This window comes from Janthinobacterium sp. PSPC3-1, assembly GCF_049896105.1.
Taxonomy (GTDB): domain Bacteria; phylum Pseudomonadota; class Gammaproteobacteria; order Burkholderiales; family Burkholderiaceae_D; genus Janthinobacterium.
Genome location: NZ_JAFCTQ010000005.1, coordinates 31,976 through 52,984, shown reverse-complemented (window position 1 = coordinate 52,984; position 21,009 = coordinate 31,976). Strand labels below are relative to the sequence as shown.

21 protein-coding genes are annotated in these 21,009 nt (G+C 63.8%); 14 read left to right on the top strand and 7 right to left on the bottom strand.

The genetic code is table 11. The features are described from left to right. Positions 1-61 precede the first annotated feature (61 nt). The 7 genes from ACP7B7_RS07700 to ACP7B7_RS07670 all read left to right on the top strand — a co-directional run bounded on the left by ACP7B7_RS07700 (position 62) and on the right by ACP7B7_RS07670 (position 6,311). A complete protein-coding gene (locus tag ACP7B7_RS07700; RefSeq protein WP_426076253.1) occupies positions 62-355 on the top strand; it encodes an ArsR/SmtB family transcription factor in 294 nt (97 codons plus the stop codon). Next, entirely contained in the window at positions 349-1,629 is a 1,281-nt protein-coding gene (locus ACP7B7_RS07695) for an arsenic transporter (RefSeq protein WP_426076252.1), read from the top strand. Before ACP7B7_RS07700 ends, ACP7B7_RS07695 begins: the two co-directional genes overlap by 7 nt. Positions 1,630-1,649: 20 nt before the next feature. Then, on the top strand, positions 1,650-2,057 hold the full coding sequence (gene arsC, locus ACP7B7_RS07690; RefSeq protein WP_426076251.1) for an arsenate reductase (glutaredoxin): 408 nt from the start codon (positions 1,650-1,652) through the stop codon (positions 2,055-2,057). Next, on the top strand, positions 2,050-2,745 hold the full coding sequence (gene arsH, locus ACP7B7_RS07685; RefSeq protein WP_426076250.1) for an arsenical resistance protein ArsH: 696 nt from the start codon (positions 2,050-2,052) through the stop codon (positions 2,743-2,745). Before arsC ends, arsH begins: the two co-directional genes overlap by 8 nt. Positions 2,746-2,798: 53 nt before the next feature. Next, on the top strand, positions 2,799-3,428 hold the full coding sequence (locus ACP7B7_RS07680) for an NAD(P)H-binding protein (RefSeq protein WP_426076249.1): 630 nt from the start codon (positions 2,799-2,801) through the stop codon (positions 3,426-3,428). A 13-nt stretch (positions 3,429-3,441) separates the two neighbouring features. Next, positions 3,442-4,011 (top strand): flavin reductase family protein, encoded by a 570-nt coding sequence (locus tag ACP7B7_RS07675; protein WP_426076248.1) that lies wholly within the window; start codon positions 3,442-3,444, stop codon positions 4,009-4,011. An 89-nt stretch (positions 4,012-4,100) separates the two neighbouring features. Beyond that, positions 4,101-6,311, top strand: coding sequence for an OsmC domain/YcaO domain-containing protein (locus ACP7B7_RS07670; protein WP_426076247.1), 2,211 nt, complete (start codon positions 4,101-4,103; stop codon positions 6,309-6,311). Between the two features lie 164 nt (positions 6,312-6,475). Here ACP7B7_RS07670 and ACP7B7_RS07665 read toward each other — a convergent pair whose 3' ends face one another. The 7 genes from ACP7B7_RS07665 to ACP7B7_RS07635 form a co-directional block, all read right to left on the bottom strand. Then, positions 6,476-6,913, bottom strand: a complete 438-nt coding sequence (locus ACP7B7_RS07665) for a hypothetical protein (RefSeq protein WP_426076246.1) — start codon at positions 6,911-6,913, stop codon at positions 6,476-6,478. A 62-nt stretch (positions 6,914-6,975) separates the two neighbouring features. After that, positions 6,976-7,671, bottom strand: a complete 696-nt coding sequence (locus ACP7B7_RS07660; protein WP_426076245.1) for a hypothetical protein — start codon at positions 7,669-7,671, stop codon at positions 6,976-6,978. Next, the gene (locus ACP7B7_RS07655) at positions 7,577-8,488 is read right to left on the bottom strand and encodes a DUF2145 domain-containing protein (RefSeq protein ID WP_426076244.1); all 912 of its coding nucleotides are present in this window, start codon (positions 8,486-8,488) and stop codon (positions 7,577-7,579) included. The genes ACP7B7_RS07660 and ACP7B7_RS07655 overlap by 95 nt, the downstream gene beginning before the upstream one ends. Beyond that, on the bottom strand, positions 8,485-8,940 hold the full coding sequence (locus ACP7B7_RS07650) for a hypothetical protein (RefSeq protein ID WP_426076391.1): 456 nt from the start codon (positions 8,938-8,940) through the stop codon (positions 8,485-8,487). The genes ACP7B7_RS07655 and ACP7B7_RS07650 overlap by 4 nt, the downstream gene beginning before the upstream one ends. A 73-nt stretch (positions 8,941-9,013) precedes the next feature. Further along, on the bottom strand, positions 9,014-9,847 hold the full coding sequence (locus ACP7B7_RS07645) for an HDOD domain-containing protein (RefSeq protein ID WP_426076243.1): 834 nt from the start codon (positions 9,845-9,847) through the stop codon (positions 9,014-9,016). Positions 9,848-9,979: 132 nt separating this feature from the next. Further along, positions 9,980-10,570: a PEP-CTERM sorting domain-containing protein gene (locus ACP7B7_RS07640; protein WP_426076242.1), complete on the bottom strand. Its 591-nt coding sequence runs from the start codon at positions 10,568-10,570 to the stop codon at positions 9,980-9,982. Between the two features lie 339 nt (positions 10,571-10,909). After that, positions 10,910-11,797, bottom strand: a complete 888-nt coding sequence (locus tag ACP7B7_RS07635) for a LysR family transcriptional regulator (protein WP_426076241.1) — start codon at positions 11,795-11,797, stop codon at positions 10,910-10,912. A 103-nt stretch (positions 11,798-11,900) separates the two neighbouring features. On the opposite strand from ACP7B7_RS07635, the gene ACP7B7_RS07630 reads away from it, so the two are divergent. The 7 genes from ACP7B7_RS07630 (at position 11,901) to ACP7B7_RS07600 (ending at position 21,003) form a co-directional block, all read left to right on the top strand. Next, positions 11,901-12,566 carry an RraA family protein gene (locus tag ACP7B7_RS07630; protein ID WP_426076240.1) on the top strand — a complete coding sequence of 222 codons (666 nt, stop codon included), beginning with the start codon at positions 11,901-11,903 and terminating at the stop codon, positions 12,564-12,566. A gap of 33 nt (positions 12,567-12,599) precedes the next feature. Continuing rightward, positions 12,600-13,247 carry a 4-carboxy-4-hydroxy-2-oxoadipate aldolase/oxaloacetate decarboxylase gene (locus tag ACP7B7_RS07625; protein WP_426076239.1) on the top strand — a complete coding sequence of 216 codons (648 nt, stop codon included), beginning with the start codon at positions 12,600-12,602 and terminating at the stop codon, positions 13,245-13,247. A 36-nt stretch (positions 13,248-13,283) separates the two neighbouring features. Beyond that, complete coding sequence (locus ACP7B7_RS07620; RefSeq protein WP_426076238.1) at positions 13,284-14,651, top strand: MFS transporter; 1,368 nt, start codon at positions 13,284-13,286, stop codon at positions 14,649-14,651. A 187-nt stretch (positions 14,652-14,838) separates the two neighbouring features. Further along, on the top strand, positions 14,839-18,024 hold the full coding sequence (locus ACP7B7_RS07615; protein ID WP_426076390.1) for an efflux RND transporter permease subunit: 3,186 nt from the start codon (positions 14,839-14,841) through the stop codon (positions 18,022-18,024). Next, on the top strand, positions 18,014-19,150 hold the full coding sequence (locus ACP7B7_RS07610) for an efflux RND transporter periplasmic adaptor subunit (protein ID WP_426076237.1): 1,137 nt from the start codon (positions 18,014-18,016) through the stop codon (positions 19,148-19,150). Before ACP7B7_RS07615 ends, ACP7B7_RS07610 begins: the two co-directional genes overlap by 11 nt. A gap of 156 nt (positions 19,151-19,306) precedes the next feature. Further along, entirely contained in the window at positions 19,307-19,804 is a 498-nt protein-coding gene (locus ACP7B7_RS07605) for a hypothetical protein (protein ID WP_308920861.1), read from the top strand. 113 nt (positions 19,805-19,917) lie between these two features. Next, positions 19,918-21,003: an RDD family protein gene (locus ACP7B7_RS07600; RefSeq protein WP_426076236.1), complete on the top strand. Its 1,086-nt coding sequence runs from the start codon at positions 19,918-19,920 to the stop codon at positions 21,001-21,003. The last annotated feature ends 6 nt before the right edge of the window (positions 21,004-21,009 follow it).

Below are 21,009 nucleotides of genomic sequence, written 5' to 3'. Positions count from 1 at the left end.
GGCTTTACATTGCTTCCATATTTCGATTATTATTGAATTGTCGAATCAATTATCGGATCTTATGCAAACCCAATCTGCCCTGGCCGCCCTGGCGGCCCTGGCCCAGGAATCGCGCCTGGCCATTTTTCGCCTGCTGGTGCAGGCCGGTCCCGACGGCCTGGCCGCCAGCAAGATCGCCGAACACCTGGCCATCGCGCCGTCGTCGCTGTCGTTCCACCTGAAAGAGCTGTCGCACGCGCAGCTGGTGACGGCGCGCCAGGACGGGCGCTTCATCATCTACGCCGCGCAGATGGACAGCATGAACGCGCTGATTGGTTTCCTGACCGAAAACTGCTGCGGCGGTGCGCCATGCTGACCGCCTTTGCCATCTTTGCCGCCACCCTGGCGCTGGTGATCTGGCAGCCGCGCGGCCTGGGCATCGGCTGGAGCGCGGTGCTGGGCGCGGCCGTGGCGCTGGCGGCCGGCGTGATCGCGCCGTCCGACATTCCCGCCGTCTGGCAGATCGTGTGGAATGCCACCGGCGCCTTTGTCGCCGTCATCATCATCAGCCTGCTGCTGGACCAGGCCGGCTTTTTCGAATGGGCCGCGCTGCACGTGGCGCGCTGGGGCGGCGGCAGCGGGCGCCGGCTGTTCGTGCTGCTGGTGCTGCTGGGCGCGGTGGTGGCGGCCATTTTCGCCAATGACGGCGCGGCCCTGATCCTCACGCCCATCGTGATCGCCATGCTGCGCGAACTGAAGTTTTCCGCCAGGGCCATGCTGGCCTACGTGATGGCGGCCGGCTTTATCGCCGATACGGCCAGCCTGCCGCTGGTGGTGTCGAACCTGGTCAATATCGTTTCGGCCGACTATTTCCATATCGGTTTTGCCCGCTACGCGTCGGTGATGGCGCCGGTTAACGTGGTGGCCGTGCTGGCCAGCCTGCTGGTGCTGCTGGCCTTTTTTCGCCACGATATCCCGCGCGACTACGACCTGGCGCAGCTGGGCCGGCCGTCCGCCGCCATTCGCGACGGCGCCACCTTCAAGGCGGGCTGGCTGGTGCTGGCGCTGCTGCTGGCCGGCTTTTTCTGGCTCGAGCCGGCCGGCGTGCCGATCAGCGCCGTCGCCGCGGCGGGCGCCGGCGTGCTGCTGCTGGTGGCCGGGCGCGGCCCGGTGATTTCCACCCGCGCCGTGCTGCGCGGCGCGCCGTGGCAGATCGTGATTTTTTCGCTCGGCATGTACATGGTGGTGTACGGCTTGCGCAATGCGGGCCTGACCGGCTACCTGACGGGCATGCTCGACCATTTCGCGCAATACGGCGTATGGGGCGCGGCCATGGGTACCGGCGTATTGACGGCGCTGCTGTCGTCGGTGATGAACAACCTGCCCACCGTGCTGGTGGGTGCGCTGGCGATCGAACCGACCACCGCCCACGGCGCCGTGCGCGAGGCGATGATCTACGCGAACGTGATCGGCAGCGACCTGGGGCCGAAGATCACGCCGATCGGCAGCCTGGCCACCTTGTTGTGGCTGCATGTGCTGGACCAGAAGAACATCCATATCTCCTGGGGCTATTACTTCCGCGTCGGCCTGGTGCTGACGGTGCCGGTACTGCTCCTTACTTTGGCGGCGCTGGCGCTGCGTCTGAACTGAACTGAACTGAAAGGCTGAATATGGACATCGTGATTTACCACAACCCCGCCTGCGGCACGTCGCGCAACACGCTGGCGCTGATACGCAATACGGGCGCCGAGCCGCAGGTCATCGAGTACCTGCAACACCCGCCCTCGCGCGAGGTGCTGGCCGGCCTGGTCGCGCGCGCCGGCCTGACGGTGCGCGAGGCGATCCGCCAGAAAGACACGCCTTACCTGGAACTGGGGTTGGATGATCCCGCGATAGGCGATGCGGCGCTGCTGGACGCCATGCTGGCCCATCCCATCCTGATCAACCGGCCGTTTGTCGTCACGCCGCTCGGCGTGCGCCTGTGCCGGCCGTCGGAAGTGGTGCTCGATATTTTGCCGCTGCCGCAACTGGCGCCATTCACCAAGGAAGACGGCCAGCGGGTGGTGCCCCATGACTGAGATCGCCGGCATGCCCAACCTGAGCGCGGCACATGTCGATGCGCCGACCGTTGAAAAACTCTCGCCGGCGGCGATGACGCACGCGCCGCGCATCCTGCTGCTGTATGGCTCCTTGCGCGAGCGCTCGTTCAGCCGTTTGCTGGTGCTGGAGGCCGAACGCCTGCTGCGCCATTTCGGCGCCGAAACGCGCGTGTTCGATCCGTACGGCCTGCCGATGGTCGACAGCGTCGGCGCCGACCACCCCAAGGTGCAGGAGCTGCGCGAACTGTCGCTGTGGTCGGAAGGGCAGGTGTGGTGCAGCCCCGAACGCCATGGCGCCGTGACGGGCGTGTTCAAGTCGCAGATCGACTGGCTGCCGCTGGAACTGGGCAGCGTGCGCCCGACCCAGGGCCGCACCCTGGCCGTGATGCAGGTGTCGGGCGGCTCGCAGTCGTTCAATGCCGTCAACGGCCTGCGCGTGCTGGGCCGCTGGATGCGCATGGTGACGATCCCGAACCAGTCGTCGGTGGCCAAGGCCTGGCAGGAATTCGGCGACGATGACCGCATGAAGCCCTCGGCCTATTACGACCGCCTGGTCGACGTGATGGAGGAACTGGTGAAATTTACCCTGATCGTGCGCGAGCGCAGCGACTATCTCACCAGCCGCTATAGCGAACGGAAGGCGGCGCAGCAGGATTTTCCGTTGTAGCCGGTCAGCGCCATGCTGTATCGTGTGGCGTACAAGCGAACAAGGAGAACCCGATGCAATTGCTACTGGTGGGCGCCACCGGCCTGGTGGGCCGGCATGTGCTGCGCCTGGCGCTGGCGGACGCGCGCGTGACAACGGTGGTGGCGCTGGCGCGCAAGCCCTTGCCGACACACCCGAAACTGCTGGCGCCGTCTGTCGATTTCGACGCCCTGGCGCCCGGTGCGAGCTGGTGGCGGGCCGATGCCGTCATCTGTGCGCTGGGCACGACCATGAAGGTGGCCGGTTCGCAAGCGGCGTTTCGCAAGGTCGACTTTGACTACCCGCTGGCCGTGGCGCGCCTGGCCCGGGCGGCCGGCACGCCGGCCTACGTGCTCAATTCGGCGGCCGGCGCCAATCCGGCCTCGCGCTTTTTCTACAACCGGGTCAAGGGCGAGCTGGAACGCGAACTGGCGACCCTGGGCTTTGCCTCGCTGACGCAGGTGCGCCCGGGATTGATCGGCGGCGAGCGCGAGTCGGTGCGCGCCGGCGAGGCGGCGCTGGCCCTGGTGCTGGGTGCGCTGGCGCCCGTGCTGCCCCGGCGCTGGCGCATCAATCCGGCAGAGCGCATCGCGCAGGCGCTGCTGGAGGCGGCGGTGGCCAGCGCGCCCGGCGTGCACGTCATCGCCTCCGACCATTTGACTTAAAAACAGGAACAGCATGCAAAGTTATCTCAAGGTAGTCCCGCTGGAAAAAGCCTATCGCCTGATCAACCACGGCCCTGCCGTGCTGGTCTCGGCCCGCCACGATGGCGTCGACGACGTGATGGCCGCGTCCTGGGCCTGCGCCCTCGATTTTGCGCCACCCAAGCTGACCGTGGTGCTGGACAAGGCGACGCGCACGCGCGCGCTGGTCGAAGCCAGCGGCATCTTCGTGATCCAGGTGCCGACCGCGGCGCAATTGCAGCTCACGCATATCGTCGGCACCAACAGCCTGGCCGAGATGCCGGACAAGCTGGCGCGCGCCGGCGTGGAACTGTTTGATGTCGACGGCCACGATCAGCCCTTCGTGGCCGGCTGCGCGGCCTGGCTGGCCTGCCGGCTGGTGACGGAGCCGCACAACCAGACTACCTACGACCTGTTTATCGGCGAGGTGGTCGGCGCCTGGGCCGATACGCGCGTGTTTCGCGACGGCCACTGGCATTTCCAGGATGCCGATCCGTCGCTGCGCAGCCTGCACTATATCGCCGGCGGCCAGTTTTATGCGATCGGCGAGTCGCTGACGGTGTAAGCGCGCCAAAAGTCAATCACCCATGCGGTATTCCGGGAAAGAAAGGATAATAGCGCCTAACTCTTTTCAAGCAAATATTGGATTACCCCATGGAAATTAAAGTCAACTTTCTCGACAAGCTGCGTCTCGAAGCCAAGTTCGATGATTTCACGGTCATCGCCGACCAGCCCATCCGCTACAAGGGCGATGGCTCGGCGCCTGGCCCCTTCGATTATTTTCTGGCGTCGTCGGCCTTGTGCGCAGCTTACTTCGTGAAGTTGTATTGCGATACACGCAATATTCCGACTGAAAATATTCGCTTGTCGCAAAACAATATCGTCGATCCGGAAAACCGCTACCAGCAGATCTTCAAGATCCAGGTCGAGCTGCCGGCCGATATCTCGGCCAAGGACCGCCAGGGCATCCTGCGCTCGATCGACCGCTGCACCGTCAAGAAAGTGGTGCAGACCGGCCCCGAGTTCGTGATCGAGGAAGTCGAGAACCTGGACGCCGATGCCCAGGGCCTGCTGATGCTGAGTGCGGACGCGCAGGCAAGCACCTATATCGCCGGCAAGGACCTGCCGCTGGAGCAGACCATCGCCAATATGTCGGCCATCCTGGCCGGCCTGGGCATGAAGATCGAGATCGCCTCGTGGCGCAATATCGTGCCCAATGTGTGGTCGCTGCATATCCGCGACGCCCATTCGCCGATGTGCTTTACCAACGGCAAGGGCGCCACCAAGGAAAGCGCGCTGGCGTCGGCGCTTGGCGAATTCATCGAACGCATGAATTTCAACCATTTCTACGGCGGCGCTTACTGGGGCGAGGACATCGCCAACGCGCCCTTCGTCCATTATCCGGACGAGCGCTGGTTCAAGCCCGGCCGTAACGACAAGCTGCCGAAAGAGATCCTCGACAAGTACAGCCTCGCCATCTACAACCCCGACGGCGAATTGCGCGCCTCGCACCTGGTCGACACCAATTCCGGCAATGCCGAGCGCGGCATCTGCTCGCTGCCGTACGTGCGCCAGTCCGATGGCAAGGTGGTGTATTTCCCGTCCAACCTGATCGAGAACCTGTACGTCAGCAATGGCATGAGCGCCGGCAATACGCTGGCCGAGGCGCAAGTGCAATGCCTGTCCGAGATTTTCGAGCGCGCCGTCAAGCGCGAAATCCTCGAAGGCGAAATGGCCTTGCCGGACGTGCCGCAAGACGTGCTGGCGAAATACCCGGGCATCGTGGCCGGCATCCGTGGCCTGGAAGAGCAGGGCTTTCCGGTGCTGGTCAAGGACGCTTCGCTCGGTGGCGTGTATCCGGTGATGTGCGTGACCCTGATGAACCCGCGTACCGGCGGCGTGTTTGCGTCTTTCGGCGCGCACCCGAGCCTGGAAGTGGCGCTCGAGCGCAGCCTGACGGAATTGCTGCAGGGCCGCAGCTTCGAAGGCCTGAACGACCTGCCGCGCCCGACCTTTGCCAGCAACGCCGTCACCGAACCGAACAATTTCGTCGAGCACTTCATCGATTCCAGTGGCATCGTCTCTTGGCGCTTTTTCAGCGCCAAGGCCGACTACGATTTTGTCGAATGGGATTTTTCCGGCCACGGCGAAAACTCGAACGCCGAAGAAGCGGCCACCCTGTTCGGCATCCTGGCCGACCTGGGCAAGGACGCCTATATGGCCGTCTATGACAACCTGGGCGCGGCCGCCTGCCGCATCCTGGTGCCCGGTTATTCGGAAGTGTATCCGGTCGAAGACCTGGTCTGGGACAACACCAACAAGGCGTTGCTGTTCCGCGAGGACGTATTGAACCTGCACCGCCTCGACAATGACAGCCTGGAAGCGCTGCTGGACCGTCTGGAAAACAGCGAGCTCGACGAATACGGCGATATCGCCACACTGATCGGTGTCGAATTCGATGAAAACACGGTGTGGGGCCAGCTGACGACGCTGGAACTGAAGCTGCTGATTCAATTGGCCTTGCAGAACTTTGACGAAGCGCAGGAACTGGTCGAAGCCTTCCTGCAATACAACGACAACACGGTCGAGCGCCGCCTGTTCTACCAGGCGCTGAACGTGGTGCTGGAAGTGGAACTCGATGACGAGCTGGAACTGGACGATTACGTCGTCAATTTCCGCCGCATGTTCGGCGACGCGCGCATGGACGCGGTGCTGGGTTCGGTGGACGGCAGCGTGCGCTTCCATGGCTTGACGCCGACCAGCATGAAACTGGAAGGCCTGGACCGCCACCAGCGCCTGATCGACAGCTTCAAGAAACTGCATGTGGCGCGGGGCAAGGCGGCGGCGACTTCCGGCGAAGCCTGACCTTTCCATCGATGATGCGGGGGAGTTGCGCTATAAGGCGTGAAGCACTCGCGCATCGCCACGATGTCGTGATCGTGGAGCAAGTGGTGATGCCGCTCGTACAAGCTGGCCAAAGCAGGCTTGTTCAGGCTGATGACATCCATCGAGCGGTGCTGCGCAGGCTGCTACCAGCAAGCAGTATCTGCCGCCGCCGGATCAAAGTCATCTTCCTGTACCTGCAGCACAAGCTCATGGCTTGATGATGGCGCGAACAAGGTGCGCAGGCAAATGCAGTCACCTGCCGATGCCGCAATAAGATGGGTGTCCATGCTGTCGGCCAGTTTTTGCAGGTCTTGTAGAGGTCCGGCTATCCAGTGATCCGTGATTTCCGGACTCGACCATGTTCCGATTTCAAGATAAAAATAGGGACCCAAGTGCTTGTGTTCCGACAGGGGCGCATGGCCCGGGTGCGCCGCATAGTCGCGTAAAGCAGTGGCGAATTTCCGCAGCCCGGCCCTGGAGCCTTGTAGCCGCCATTCCTTGATGTCGTCATCCCGATCATAGAAAAAGCCCAGTTCACGCCATTCCCGCTGGGTCATCTGATTGATTTCATTACTCAACATATCACCTCAAAGACCTCTGTGTTGACAGGCATGCCAGGATGTTTACGTGGCCTCAATAATAATCAAGGCTCGATGCCGGCAGGTTCCAGACCAATTTCGACGGTTTTGTTTTCTGCCTCGATATCTGAAATGATGGTGGCAATTGGCGGTACGCCAGCGGCCGCGCGTTCGGCATCGCTGATCATGCCCGGCAAGACCGGGTACAGTATTTTCTTGCCGGTGTCTTTCAGGATCTGCGATTGGGTGCCATACCATTGTGGCTGTTTTTTCCACATCATGTAACGGTCCCATGCGGCGGCGACCAGCCACTTGGGCGCGGGATGTTCCGGCGCCAGGCGTGCCACAACGGTGGCCAGCGAATAAGCCAGCTGTATATCGTCGGCGCTGGCGCCATGCTGGAATACCATGGCCGCGTTATAAAAATCTTCCGCAGTCAGCACTTTGCCGCTGCGCAGCAGCGTCATCACTTCAGTTGCGCGCGACGTGTCGCGCCGGTCCACTGCGGTCCAGTCGATATGGGCTGCGCTGCGGTCCGCCTGATCGGCGCGCACCAGCTCTTTCAATTTCTCATTCGACGCATTTTGCGCGGCGAGCGGCATGCTGACAATCAACAGCCATACGGCCAGCCACTTTCTTGACTTGCGCTGTTTCATCGCCGCTCCCTCAATCCAGTACCACCACCCGGTCATTTTCGCCCGCAACACAGCCCTCGGCCACCGGCTCCCAGCCCTTGTGCACCACCACCTGCTTGCCGTCATGGCAGACTTCCACGCGCTCGCTGGCGGGCAGGCGCTGGCGCACCAGGGTTTCCAGGGTCGAGGGCAGGCTGACCTGCAGTTGCATCGCGTTGACGGCTTCCTGCGGGTGGTCGGACAAATGCACCAGCGGCACGAAAATGGCACCGAACATCAGCCAGCGCGAGGGGATGGTGACGGGGTCGGGGGTGTAGGGGGCTGTGCGCAGCCAGGCCTGGGCGCGCTCGCGCAGGTCGGCGCCGTCAGGCAGCTCGCCCCAGGCGGCGGCCAGCAGTTCGACCACCCATTGATTGCAGTTCTGGTATTGCAGGCCGTAGGCATAGGCGTTGGCGCTGTAGCTGCCGGCCAGCAGATGCTGGACGCGGGCCGGGTCGAGCAGGGCGCGGCGCAGCGGCGGGACTGTCTCGGCAGGCAGGCGCACGATGGAGATATAGCCGAGCCGGGGGTTGTCGGTACCCATCGCAAAGCCGGCCGTGCCTTGATCAAAAATGCGCGGGCGGCCTTCGTCGCAGGCGTAATACAGCTGGCGCGCGGACCAGCCGGCGTCGCTGTCGTGGCGCCAGGCCAGTGCGGCGTGGGAGTAGCGGATGCCGAAGCGCGACAGGTCCAGTCCCGAGCGGCTGATCAGGGCCACGCTGCCTTCGGTGGCGGCCAGTTCTTCGCGCACCACGGCGGCAAAGCGCAGCAGTTTATCCTGTTCGGTAGCCGTCAGCTCCTGCGAGCGGTCGCAGAAGCGCGATGACGAGAAGGATCCGCCGGCATGGGCTGTACCGGCGGCAAGCAATAGCAGGGCTGGCGCCAGGAAGCGGCGCAGCTTCACATGCTGACCGGACGCGTACCCAGTTCGCCGTACCACTCGTCGGCCAGCACCAGGAAGAAGGCGGCGCGCGTGTCGTTGCGGGAAAATTCGATGCCGTAGGCGCGGTTTTGCGCATGCACCATGTCGCCTTGCGCCAGTTGCTGCTGGTCAAACGTCGCTTGCGGCAGGTCGAGCACCAGCGGTTGCTGGGCCGCATCGGCCTGCATGGTCAGGCGCGTCATGCCGGCGTGGCCGGGCGTGGCGGCGATATCGATGATGCGGTAAGGGCCGTTATCGACGCGCTTGTCGGTTTTCGAGCTGTTGCTCGAACCGCTGAGCGAGTCGGACACGCTGCCGCTCGACGCGGAGCCGGCGCTGGACGCCGAGGAGGCAAAGCTGTCGGCGTGGGCGTTGCAGGCCACGGTCAGTGCTGCGGCCAGGCCGAGCATGCGAAGTGAGATAGTCAAGGCAATATCCAGTGCTGATGATGCAATCGGGGGCTAGCCGGGTGTACCCCCGGCAACTTTCCCATCATAGCAGATCGGATCAGGCCAGCAAAACCGCGATCAGCTCTTTTGCCTCGTTTGACGGATTGTTGCGTAATTCCTGCAACATCGGGTCTTGTTCCAGGTAGTGCTGCAGGCGTTCGTTGACGGTCGCCGGCATCTGCGGCAGCGGCGAGGCGACCGGAGCGATCGCCTTGGCCAGCAGCAGGGTGTCGCGCAAGCCGCCGGCCGGCAGCAGCACGGTGGCGCCGGGCAGGGTGACGACCGCGTCGGCCACCTGGGTCGGGACGATCAGCTGGCGCATCAGCGCGCGGCCGACGATTTCCAGCACCGGCGCCATCTGCGTTTCCAGCTGCTGGTACAGGCCCGGCGTCTTGTCGGCTTCGGCCAGCAGGTACAGGCCGCCCACTTCGTGCACGATGCCGGCGAACAGGGCGGTGTCGGGGTCGACATGGGTGATGGTGCGGGCGATTTCATGCGCCAGCGCCGCCACGTGCACGCTGTGCGCCCACAGCTGCGAGGCCATGGCGCGCAGGGCCGGGTCCTTGATGCCGGTGTTCATCTGGCGGATCACGGCGGCGGTGGCCAGCGACAGCAGGTTGCGGTAGCCGAGGCGTTCGACGGCGGCGCGCACGCTGGTGACGGTGGGCGTGTGGCCATGGGCGAACATCACCGAATTGGCCAGCGACACGGCGCGCGCCGACAGGCCCGGCTCGGACAGCAGCAAACGGTGGATGTCGGCCGCATGGCAATCGGGATTGCCCAGTTCCTGCTGCAAACGCAGGGCCGTATTGACATTGGTGGGAAAGGCGAGCGTCTCGCTGTGGGCACGGGCCAGGAGTTGCGACAGGCTGCTGAGAGTGTTGACGTGCATGTGTGATGGCAGAGAGTGGAAATGCGTAACGATAACGCCATTATCTGTCAATTTGCCTCGGCGTGTCGCCTGCCACGCAAGCGTCGCCGGAAATGCCGCGCCACGGGTTCTGGGGGGCGCGGACCGATTGCCTCAGGCGGCCCTGGCTTTGCGGCGTGCGAGTCCGATCAGGCAGAGCCCGGCCAGCAGCATGGCATAGGTTTCCGGTTCAGGCACGGCAGTCGCCAGCACCAGGTTGTCCAGCGTATAGGTTTCGGCGTTACCGCCCTGATTGCCGGCGTTGAACAGCGTGGCGGCAAACGAGGTCGTGGAGACGACGCCGAAGAACTGGCCGGTGGAACTGTTGGCCACCTGGATTGGTATGGTGTAGCTGAGGGTGCTGCCGCCCACCAGGCTCAGTTCGATGCCGAGGCCGGCGCCCTGGGGTGACAGATCGAAGTTGCCGCCAAAACCACTCAGCAGCGATTTATAGGTGAACAGGGTGGAGGCATTCGACGTGACGCGATCATGCATCACGCCACCGTAAATGCCGAAGGCCGGATCGGTCGAGACGATCGTCAGGCCATTGATCAATATGTTGTTGTTGAAGTTTTCCGTCAGGACGGTGGAGGAGGAAACGGCGGCTAGCCAGGCGGTTTTATCGGTGAAGACGGTGACCGTGGCCAGGGCGGGAAGTGAAGCAACAGCAAGGGTTGAAGCCAACAGCATGGACTTGAAGTTCATTTTGTATCCCCAGTGAAGTGCTGCAGACGTTTTATTGAACGGATAAAACGGCCTGAGATTCAGGCTGGGAAAAGAATATCATTATTTCATGATAAATATCAATAAATCTACTCATAATTATATTAATCGTATGCGGAAAGATAATATGTTTTCTGCTGTACCGTCTGTCGCAGGGGTAGCTAAGTAACCCCCAATAAATTCTTGTGATTTCTGACTTCCATAACCGGCGCTCTGCTGTGTTGCCAACTGCTAGCAGTGCTCGCACTGCGTCGCAGTTGGCGCCTTGCACAGCACCCGGTTCTGTTCGTCATAACTTCACAATAATTTCCTGACGATTACTTAGCCGTGGGCCAGGAGATCGAGAAACGCCGCCACCAGCCGGCTTTTCTCGTCGGCCCGCGTGACGGCCACCACGGTGGTGCTGGCGGCAATATCCGTCACCGGCAGGAACACCACGTCGGTGCGGTTGTTCTCGGTGATCGAGCGCGCCACCAGGGTCGCGCCGAGGCCGGCGGCCACCAGCGACAGGGCGGTGTAGATTTCCACCGCCGAATACGCCACGGCCGGCTCGGCCCCGGCCGCCTTGAGCGCGCCGACGATCTGCTGGCCGAAGGGGCTGATCGGGTCCTTCGGATACAGGATGAAGGGAATCGCCGCCAGATCAGCCGCGCTGACCGACGCCTGGCCGGCCAGCGGATGGTGGATCGGCAGGGCGGCCACCAGCGGATCGTCGAGCGCCAGCGCATGGCACAGGTCGGGCGGCGCCTCGAACGGGCCGATAAAGCGCGACAGGCCGATATCGATGCGGCCCTGGCGCAGCTGCGCCGGCTGGTATTCCGACAAGGCTTCGACCAGGTCCAGCTGCACCTGCGGATAGGCGGCGCGAAATTGCCGTATCGCCCTGGGCAGCACGGAAAACGTCGCCGAACGGGTAAACGCGATACCCAGCCAGCCGTGGCTGCCGCTGGCGATGCCCTTGGCTTCATCGTCGAGGCGGGCCGCCTGCAACAGCAATTCCTTAGCGCGTGGATAGAAAAACCGGCCCAGCGCGGTCGGCTCCATCGGCCGGCGCGAGCGGTCGAACAGCTCGCCGCCAAGGTGGGCTTCCAGCTGGCTGAGCTGCATGCTGATGGCGGTCGGCGCCACGTGCAGGCGCTCGGCCGCATGCGCGGCGCTGCCCGCTTCCACCACTTCGCAAAAATAGCGTATCTGCCTGAGGTTGGTCATAAGTTCAATTTAATTGATTCAAGAGTCAATAATCGATGTTTGATATTGAATTCACTTTATATGAAACTGGGCTTCACGACAACAAGATCGATGGAGACGTTGCATGGAACAAGATCAATTCGCCCAGGCCCGTGGCCTGAGCAGCGCGGAAGTATCGGACGCGCTCGACTATTTCGGCCTGCCTGGCAGCGCCGTGGGCGTGCGGCCGGTGGCCGGTCCGCGCAAGCTGTTCGGCCCCGCCTTCACGGTGCGTTTCGGCCCGGTCGACACCAGCCAGCCGGGTACCGTTGGCGATTACCTCGATGAGATGCCGGCCGGCAGCGTTGCCGTGCTCGACAATGCCGGCCGCCCGGACTGCACCGTATGGGGCGGCATCATGAGCCAGCTGGCGGCGCACCGCGCCATCGCCGGCACAGTGGTCAATGGCGTGTGCCGCGATACGCAGGAAGCCGATGCGGCGGGCTACCCGCTGTTTGCGCTGGGGCGCTTCATGCGCACCGGCAAAGATCGCGTGCAGGTCGATGCCGTGGGCGGCGCCGTGTCCGTGGCCGGCGTGCGCGTCTCGCCCGGCGACATCGTCGTCGCCGACCAGGACGGCGTGGTGTTCGTGCCGGCGGGCAGGGCGGCCGAGGTGTTCGAGCGGGCACTGATCATGCAGGCGGTCGAAGCGCGCATCGTCGCCGCCGCGCTGGACGGCATGTCGCTCGCGCAGGCGCGCCGTGAATTCGGCTACCACACCCTGCAGCGCAAACCCGCGCAAAACGCCTGACTCCTTTTACTTTCAACCACAGGACTACCTATCATGGACCAAGCAGTTTCCATCGCGACCTTGCACGCCCTACGCCAGCTGGGCGCGGCCACCGTGCACGAGGCGCAGGGCGGCAAGGGTGCGCTCGACAGCGGCATCAAGCCGATCGCTTCCCACATGCGCCTGGCAGGCCCGGCCTTTACGGTCGACACGCGCCCGGCCGATAATCTGATGTTGCACTATGCCATGCTCAAGGCCCGGCCCGGCGACGTGCTGGTGGTCGACGCCAAGGGTTTCCTGGAAGCGGGCGTGTGGGGCGACGTGTTTACCGAGCAGGCCCAGCGCATCGGCCTGGCCGGCCTGGTGATCCACGGCGCCGTGCGCGACGCGGCCGCCATGACCGAAGCGGGCTTTCCCGTGTTCAGCCGGGGCCTGTCGATCAAGGGTACCGGCAAGCACCAGCCGGGGCGCATCAATGTGACGGTCACGATCGGCGACGTCAGCATCAACCCGGGCGACATCATCGTCGGCGACCAGGATGGGGTGGTGGTGGTGCGGCGCGACGAGGTGGACGAGGTGCTGGCGAAAAGCCGGCAGCGCGAAGAAAAAGAGGCGCATTTCCGCCAGCAGATCCGAAACGGCGCGACGACCGTGGAACTGCTGGGACTGGAAGAGACGCTGCGCCGGCTGGAACTCGATTAATTCCGCCAATAACAAAAAAAACCAGGAGACACCCTCATGCATACCACCACTACCGCCGCGCCCGCAGTATCGCCGGCTGCGGCGTCGGCCACCGTGCGCCCCACGCGCTACCGCTGGATCGTTGCCGCGCTGTTCTTTATCGTCTACACCATTGCCGCCGCCGACCGCGCCAACCTGGGCGTGGTACTGCCGTTCCTGCGCCAGGAATTTGAAATGAGCAATACCGATGCGGGCGGCCTGGTCAGCCTGTTCCTGATCGCTTATGCCTTGGCGCAACTGCCGTCCGCCTGGCTGCTGTCGAAGTTCGGCGTGCGCAAGGTGTTTACCATTTCCATGATTCTGACCTCGATCGCCACCGGGCTGACGGGCCTGGTGGGCTCCCTGCTGTCGCTGAAGCTGTGCCGCATCGGCCTGGGCCTGGCCGAAGGACCGCTGCCGATCGGCGTGACGACCACCATCAACCACTGGTTTCCCTCGCGCGAAAAAGGCACGGCCTCCGGCATTTTCCTGTCCTCGGTGAAATTCGGCCCCGTGATCACGCCGATCCTGGGCGCGGCGATTATTGCCGCCTGGGGCTGGCGTGAAGTGTTCATCTGGTTTTCCGTGCCCGGCATCGTGCTGGCCATCGTCTGGTATTTTCTGGTCGCCAACAAGCCGGCCGAGAGCCGTTATGTCAATCAGGCCGAACTGGCCACCATCGAGGAAAAGACGGCGGATGGCCGCAGTACCAGCGAAGCGGCCACGTCAAAGTCGATGCCCTGGCTCGACAAGCTGATCCGCGTGCGCAAGGTGCCGACCGTCACCACCAGCCGTGGCGTGTTCAAGTCCTGGAATATTATCGGCTGCTCGCTCGGCTACTGTTGCCAGCTCGGCATTTCCAGCGTGCTGCTGGCCTGGATACCGACTTATTTATTGACCGTCAAACAGTTTTCCATCATGAACATGGGCATGGTGGCGGCCGCGCCGTGGGTCGGCGCCGTGTTCGGCAATATCCTGGGCGGCTTGCTGGCCGACCGCGTGCTCGACAAGCGCCGCAAACCGGGCATGCTGATCTCGGCCCTGTCGACCGCCGTCATGATGTATCTGCTGATCCATGCGCCGGCCGATCCGCTGCAATACGGCGCGCTGCTGTTCCTGACGGGCGTGCTGCTGAGCATCGGTTTCTCGGCCTATATGGTCTATCCGATGCAGTTCGTGTCGAAAGAAAAATTCCCGGTCGCCAATGCGGTGGTGAATATGGGTGGCCAGCTGGGTGGCGCGGCCACGCCTTGGATCGTCGGCATGCTGCTCGACCATTATGGCTGGGACTATGTGTTTGCCTTTATGGCGGCGATATCCTGTTTGACGTTCATGGTGGTGCTGACGATCGCCGAGCCCTTGAATCTGCGGCAGAAAGCCGCATGATTCCTCATATTCATTAGCCATACTAATAAGATCATCCCGACATGAGTATCTAGTCGGCGGCCGCCATCCATCCTACAGTAGGGGCATCGGGGAAACCTCCCCACCCATACGGATGGCGGCCATGGCGAGCGGCAACAGCCCCGCACAGCAAGCTGGCGCCTCCGATTCCACCAGGAGTCCACCAGTGCTGATCGATGCAGTCCGCCTTGCCTTGCGGCGCCCCTATACCTTTGTCGTGATGGCGCTGGTGATCCTCATCATCGGCCCGCTGGCCGCCTTGCGCACGCCGACCGATATCTTTCCCGAGATCCGCATGCCCGTCATCGCGGTGGCCTGGCAATATACGGGCTTGCCGCCGGACCAGATGGCGGGGCGCATTTCCACCTTGTACCAGCGCATCCTGACCACCGCCGTCAACGATATCGAGCATATCGAAGCCAATACCTATCCCGGCATCAGCGTGGTCAAAATCTTTTTCCAGCCGGGCGTGAATATTGCGGTGGCCAATGCGCAGGTGACGGCCGTGTCGCAGGTGGCCTTGCGCCAGATGCCGGCCGGCATTACACCACCATTGATCCTCAATTACAACGCGGCCACCGTGCCGATTTTGCAACTGGCGCTGTCGGGCGCGGGCCTGTCGGAACAGAGTCTGTTTGACCTGGGCATGAACACCGTGCGCACGCCGCTGACCACGGTGCCGGGCGCGGCGATTCCTCTGCCTTATGGCGGCAAGCAGCGCCAGGTGCAGATCGACGTGAAACCCGACGCCTTGCAGGCGCGCGGCCTGTCGGCGCAGGATATCGCGGCCGCGCTGGCCGCGCAGAACGTGCTGGTGCCGGTCGGCACGCAAAAGATCGGTGCGCTCGAATACACGGTGCAGCTGAACAGCGCACCGTCGGCCATCGAGGAGCTGGGCCGGTTGCCCGTGAAAGTGGTCAATGGCGCCACGGTTTATTTGCGCGACGTGGCCGATGTGCATGACGGCAATGCGCCGCAGACGAATATCGTGCATGTGGACGGCAGCCGCTCGGTGCTGATGTCGGTATTGAAAAACGGTTCGGCGTCCACGCTGGCCATCGTCGATGGCGTGCGCGCCAAACTTGCCGAGCTGCAGCCGTCGTGGCCGGCCGCCCTGAAAGTCACGCCCATCAACGACCAGTCGCTGTTCGTGCGCGCCGCCATCAAGGGCGTGGCGCTGGAAGGGGCGATCGCGGCCGCGCTGACCAGCATCATGATCCTGCTGTTCCTGGGCAGCTGGCGTTCCACCGTCATTATCGCCGTCTCGATTCCGCTGTCCATCCTCGGCTCCATCATGGCGCTGGCCGCGTTCGGCGAAACCTTGAACCTGATGACCCTGGGCGGGCTGGCGCTGGCGGTCGGCATCCTGGTCGACGACGCCACCGTCACGATTGAAAACATCAACTGGCACCTGGAACAGGGCAAGGAAGTGGAAACCGCCATCCTCGACGGCGCGCGGCAGATCGTCACGCCGGCGCTGGTGTCGCTGCTGTGCATCTGCATCGTGTTCATTCCCATGTTTTTCCTCGAAGGCGTGTCGCGCTTTTTGTTCGTGCCGATGGCCGAGGCGGTGATGTTCGCCATGATCTGTTCGTTCATCCTGTCGCGCACCCTGGTGCCGACCATGGCCAATTATTTGCTGCACAAGCATGCCCATGCCGATGCGCCGCTGGCTGCCACGCGCAACCCGCTGCTGCGTTTTCAACGCGGCTTCGAGGCCCGTTTCGAGCGCCTGCGCGCCGGCTACGCCAGCATGCTGGCCGCGGCGGTCGCCGGGCGCAAACTGTTTATCGTGGCTTTCCTGGTGGTGGTGGCGCTGTCGTTCGCGCTGCTGCTTTTTATTGGCAGTAACTTTTTCCCTGCCGTCGACTCGGGCCAGCTCCTGATGCATGCGCGCGTGCCGATCGGTTCGCGGGTGGAAGAAACGGCCGCCAGGTTTGCCCGTATCGAGCAGGCCGTGCGGCGCGTGATCCCGGCGGCCGAGATCACCACCCTGGTCGACAATATCGGCCTGCCGCCCAGTAGCATCAATCTGACCTATAACAATACGGGCGTGATGCGCACGCATGACGGCGACTTCCAGATTGCCCTGCGCGAAGGCCACCGGCCGACGGCCGATTATGTGCGCCAGTTGCGCGAAGTGCTGCCGCGCGAGTTTCCGGACACCACGTTTTCCTTTCCGCCGGCCGATATCGTCAGCCAGATCCTGAACTTCGGCGCGCCGGCGCCGATCGACGTGCAGATACGGGGCCGCGATACCGAGGCCAATTTTGCCTACGCGCAGCTGTTGCTCAAGCGCCTGCGCGCGATTCCCGGAGTGGCCGACGCGCGCATCCAGCAATCGATCAAGGCGCCGGTGCTCAATGTCGCCGTCGATCGCACCCAGGCCCAGTTGCTGGGGCTGACCACGCGCGACGTGACCAACAGCCTGGTGGTCAACCTGGCCGGTAGCAGCCAGGTGGCGCCCACCTATTGGCTCAACCCTGCCAACGGCGTCAGCTATCCGATCGTGATGCAGACGCCGCAGCACCGGCTCGACAGCCTGGCGGCGCTGTCGAACCTGCCGGTGGGCAATGGCGCCAACGCCAGCGCCGCCACCCTGGGCGCGCTGGCCACCTTCGAGCGCAGCGCCGGCAGCGCGCTGATCAGCCAGTACGATGTGCAGGGCATGGTGCAGATCCATGCAGCCACGCAAGACCGCGACCTGGGCGCCGTCGCCAACGCTATCCGGCGCGTGCTGGCCGACACCGCCGCGCAGGCGCCGAAGGGCGCAAGCGTGCAACTGCTGGGCCAGGCCCACACCATGGACCGCGCGTTTTCGGGCCTGCTGTATGGCTTGCTGGGCGCGGTGCTGCTGATTTACCTGCTGCTGGTGGTCAACTTCCAGTCCTGGCTGGACCCGGCCGTCATCGTCTCCGGCTTGCCCGCCGCGCTGGCCGGCATTGTCTGGATGCTGTTTGCCACCCAGACCACCTTGTCGGTGCCGGCCCTGACAGGCGCCATCATGTGCATGGGCGTGGCGACGGCCAACAGCGTGCTGGTGATCAGCTTTGCCCGCGAGCGTTTTGCCGAGCTGGGCGACGCCACGCAGGCGGCGCTGGACGCGGGCCATGTGCGTTTCCGCCCGGTGCTGATGACGGCGCTGGCCATGATACTGGGCATGCTGCCGATGGCGCTGGGCCTGGGCGAGGGCGGCGAGCAGAACGCGCCGCTGGGCCGGGCCGTGATCGGCGGCCTGCTGTTCGCCACCGTCGCCACCCTGGTCTTCGTTCCCGTCGTTTTCAGCCTGGCGCATCACAAGAAATCGCGCGCCGCGGCGTCCACCCCTACCGGAGTTCCTCTTCATGCACACTGATTTTTTCCGCTCGCGCAACAAGTTGCTGGGCCTGGCCTTGACGGCGATTGCCGCCGCCATCGTGATTGCCGGCCTGGCCAGCCGGCGCTCGCAGGCCGAAATGATCGCCGACCGCGCGGCGGCCAACCGCGTGCCCAGCGTGGTGCTGGTGTCGGCGGCCAGGCTGGAACGCGCGCCGCTGGCGCTGCCGGCCCGCCTGGAAGCCTGGGCCAGCGCGCCCATCCATGCCCGCGTCGACGGCTATCTGCGCGACTGGTCGGCCGATATCGGCACCCAGGTCAAGGCCGGCCAGCAACTGGCGCGCATCGATACGCCCGAGCTGGACCAGCAACTGCTGCAGTCGCAGGCCGAACTGGCCAGCGCGCGCAGCACCCTGGCCTTGTCCGCCAGCACCGCCAAGCGCTGGCGCGAACTGCGTGCCATCGACGCCGTGTCGCAGCAGGAAACCGATGAAAAGCTCGGTGATCTTTCAGCGCGGCAATCGGCCGTGGCCGCCTTGCAGGCCAGCATGGAGCGGGTGCAGGCCCTGAAACGCTACGCGCGCCTGGTGGCGCCGTTCGACGGCGTGGTCACCGCGCGCAATACCGACACCGGCGCCCTGGTCAGTGCCGGCGGCGCCGCGGGCAATGCCTTGTTCGTGGTGGCCGACGTGCGCCGTTTGCGCGTGTATGTGAACGTGCCGCAGCGCCAGGTGGCGCAGGTGGCGCCCGGTGCCCAGGCGCAACTGGCCGTGCCCGAGCGGCCCGGGCAAACCTATGCCGCCACCGTGCTGTCGCTGTCGCAGGCCATCGACGCCGGCTCGGGCGCCATGCTGGTGCAGCTGGCGGTCGATAACAATCAAGGCGAACTGCTGGCGGGCCGCTTTGCCACCGTCAGCTTTGCGGGCGCGGCGGCAGGGAAGGGCATCAGCGTGCCGCCCGGTGCGCTGATATTCGGCAAGGATGGCGTGCGCGTGGCCACCGTCACGGCGAACAACACCGTGCGCCTGAAAAAGGTCAGCATCGCGCGCGACTTCGGCAATGTGGTGGAGCTGGCCGGTGGCATCGATGGCCTGGAAAAGATCATCGACAGCCCGCCTGATGGCCTGCTCGATGGCGATATGGTGAAGGTTGCCACGGCCAGGTAAGCCTTGAATTTGCGGCAGAAGACGGTTAATTGAAATAAAGCCTGTCCGTTAGTTTTGGAGAGAAATACCAGGCAGGGCTTTGATATGATCGCCCGCTCACGCCAAGGCCCCAGCCCCTGCATGGCCCGGCCATTGCCATTGATTGGAAAACTGCCGATGACTCCCTTGTTTCGCGCCTTCGGCATGCTGGCCCTGACTGCGCTCTGTGCTTGCGCCGAGGAACGGCACCCGCTCGACCTCCACCTGGAGCAGTTGCGTCCCGACACAGTCGCAACGCTGCCCGACATGGGATGGCCGCCGGGCACCTTGCTGTGCCCCATGACACCTTACCAGAGTGAGTTGCGCGGTGTCGAGCCGCCTGCCGATAGAGTCAACGCATTCCTGGCGAGAAAGAAATTCCGCGGTGAAGAAGGGCTCTGGTCGCTGATGGTGGTCAGACCGGCGACGGATGGTGACGCCGGTATCGAGCATTTGCTGTTCAAGCGCGCAAAGAATTTTGACGTCATCAACGACCCGGAACTGCTCGCCCGCGATGCCGGAACACCGCCTGCGGGGTTTACCATGAAAACTTGCGTGCCGGTGGAGCAGGCGCGCGTGCTGGCCGTGCGCGAGCAAAGAAGCCATCGCATCCTGGTGGTTTTTGGCACGCAGTAGGCGCCGCCTGACGATGACGCAACGCCAGCTTGCCGAGCTGGCGGCACTTCCCCGTTTGCCAGTTAATTGTTATATTGCAACATTGACGAACATGGCATACAGACGGGAACGCAATGGACACACCGGATTACAGCAAACACAGCGCCGAGCAACTGCGGCAGATATTGGGCCGTATCGATGCGGCTCGTTACCCGGAGCGGGTGGCCGAGATCGAGGCGCGGCTGGCCGCACTGGCCGCGGCGCCAGCGACGCTGGAGGCGAGCAAGGCGCAGCCCACGGCAAATGCCATCCTGGGGCGCAGGATACTGGCGTTCATTGTCGATACGATATTGCTGGGTGTGATCGGCGCGGTGGCCGGCGCCTTGTTGCATGCACAGTTTGCCGCGCTGGGCCCGTGGGGACGGCTGGTGGGATTTGTCGTTGCCTTGCTTTATTTTGGCCTGCTGCAGAGCAATCTGCGGGGCGGCCAGTCGGTCGGCATGCACCTGCTGGGGGTGCGCGTGGTGACACGCACGGGCGAACCGCTCGGCATGCTCGCCGCATTCATACGCGCGGGCATTTTTTGCCTGGCCTATTTCCTGAACGGCGCCGTCATCGACTCCGGCCAGGCCTGGATGGATACGGCCGTGTTCATGCTGGTCGCCTCGCTGACTTTCGCCATCTATTATTTGCTGCTGTTCAACCGGCGCACGGGCCAGTCCCTGCACGACCTGGCCGTTGGCGCCTACGTGGTGAGTGCCGGACCGGGCAAGATACTGCCGGCCAGCACGCAGATCTGGCGCGGCCATGGGGCGGTGATCGCCGCGGCGGTGCTGTGCGTCTGTGTCGGCACGACCATGTTTCTCAAGCACACACAGCTTGGCGGCACGCTGGCCGGCATGCTGTCGGTACAGCAGACGATCGGCAGGATGCCCGGCGTCGACCGTGTCGGCGTCAGCCTTCAAACCATCAAGTCGAAGGACAAGGAAACGCATCGCCTGATCGTCAGCGCGGTGGTCGATGCCGCCACGCCGGAGCCGCAAATGCTGGCGCCGCGCATCGCCCTGGCGGCCCTGGAGCATGATGCCGAGGCTGGCAAGCAGGATCAGCTGATCGTGGTGCTGTTGTCCGGCTATGACATCGGTATCGCGTCGTCGATGCAGGTGACGAATTATGCCTACACGCCGGAAGAATGGCGGGCGCAGCAGGAAAAGCGGTAAAGTAGG

What these genes read in the sequence shown, in the direction of transcription:
- ACP7B7_RS07670 (WP_426076247.1), top strand. Translation starts at nt 4,101, where the DNA reads ATGGAAATTAAAGTCAACTTTCTCGACAAGCTGCGTCTCGAAGCCAAG.
- ACP7B7_RS07645 (WP_426076243.1), bottom strand. Translation starts at nt 9,847, where the DNA reads ATGCACGTCAACACTCTCAGCAGCCTGTCGCAACTCCTGGCCCGTGCC.
- ACP7B7_RS07630 (WP_426076240.1), top strand. Translation starts at nt 11,901, where the DNA reads ATGGAACAAGATCAATTCGCCCAGGCCCGTGGCCTGAGCAGCGCGGAA.
- ACP7B7_RS07695 (WP_426076252.1), top strand. Translation starts at nt 349, where the DNA reads ATGCTGACCGCCTTTGCCATCTTTGCCGCCACCCTGGCGCTGGTGATC.
- ACP7B7_RS07665 (WP_426076246.1), bottom strand. Translation starts at nt 6,913, where the DNA reads ATGTTGAGTAATGAAATCAATCAGATGACCCAGCGGGAATGGCGTGAA.
- ACP7B7_RS07675 (WP_426076248.1), top strand. Translation starts at nt 3,442, where the DNA reads ATGCAAAGTTATCTCAAGGTAGTCCCGCTGGAAAAAGCCTATCGCCTG.
- ACP7B7_RS07610 (WP_426076237.1), top strand. Translation starts at nt 18,014, where the DNA reads ATGCACACTGATTTTTTCCGCTCGCGCAACAAGTTGCTGGGCCTGGCC.
- ACP7B7_RS07640 (WP_426076242.1), bottom strand. Translation starts at nt 10,570, where the DNA reads ATGAACTTCAAGTCCATGCTGTTGGCTTCAACCCTTGCTGTTGCTTCA.
- ACP7B7_RS07620 (WP_426076238.1), top strand. Translation starts at nt 13,284, where the DNA reads ATGCATACCACCACTACCGCCGCGCCCGCAGTATCGCCGGCTGCGGCG.
- ACP7B7_RS07605 (WP_308920861.1), top strand. Translation starts at nt 19,307, where the DNA reads ATGACTCCCTTGTTTCGCGCCTTCGGCATGCTGGCCCTGACTGCGCTC.
- arsC (WP_426076251.1), top strand. Translation starts at nt 1,650, where the DNA reads ATGGACATCGTGATTTACCACAACCCCGCCTGCGGCACGTCGCGCAAC.
- ACP7B7_RS07635 (WP_426076241.1), bottom strand. Translation starts at nt 11,797, where the DNA reads ATGACCAACCTCAGGCAGATACGCTATTTTTGCGAAGTGGTGGAAGCG.
- ACP7B7_RS07660 (WP_426076245.1), bottom strand. Translation starts at nt 7,671, where the DNA reads ATGACGGCAAGCAGGTGGTGGTGCACAAGGGCTGGGAGCCGGTGGCCG.
- ACP7B7_RS07625 (WP_426076239.1), top strand. Translation starts at nt 12,600, where the DNA reads ATGGACCAAGCAGTTTCCATCGCGACCTTGCACGCCCTACGCCAGCTG.
- ACP7B7_RS07700 (WP_426076253.1), top strand. Translation starts at nt 62, where the DNA reads ATGCAAACCCAATCTGCCCTGGCCGCCCTGGCGGCCCTGGCCCAGGAA.
- ACP7B7_RS07680 (WP_426076249.1), top strand. Translation starts at nt 2,799, where the DNA reads ATGCAATTGCTACTGGTGGGCGCCACCGGCCTGGTGGGCCGGCATGTG.
- arsH (WP_426076250.1), top strand. Translation starts at nt 2,050, where the DNA reads ATGACTGAGATCGCCGGCATGCCCAACCTGAGCGCGGCACATGTCGAT.
- ACP7B7_RS07600 (WP_426076236.1), top strand. Translation starts at nt 19,918, where the DNA reads ATGGACACACCGGATTACAGCAAACACAGCGCCGAGCAACTGCGGCAG.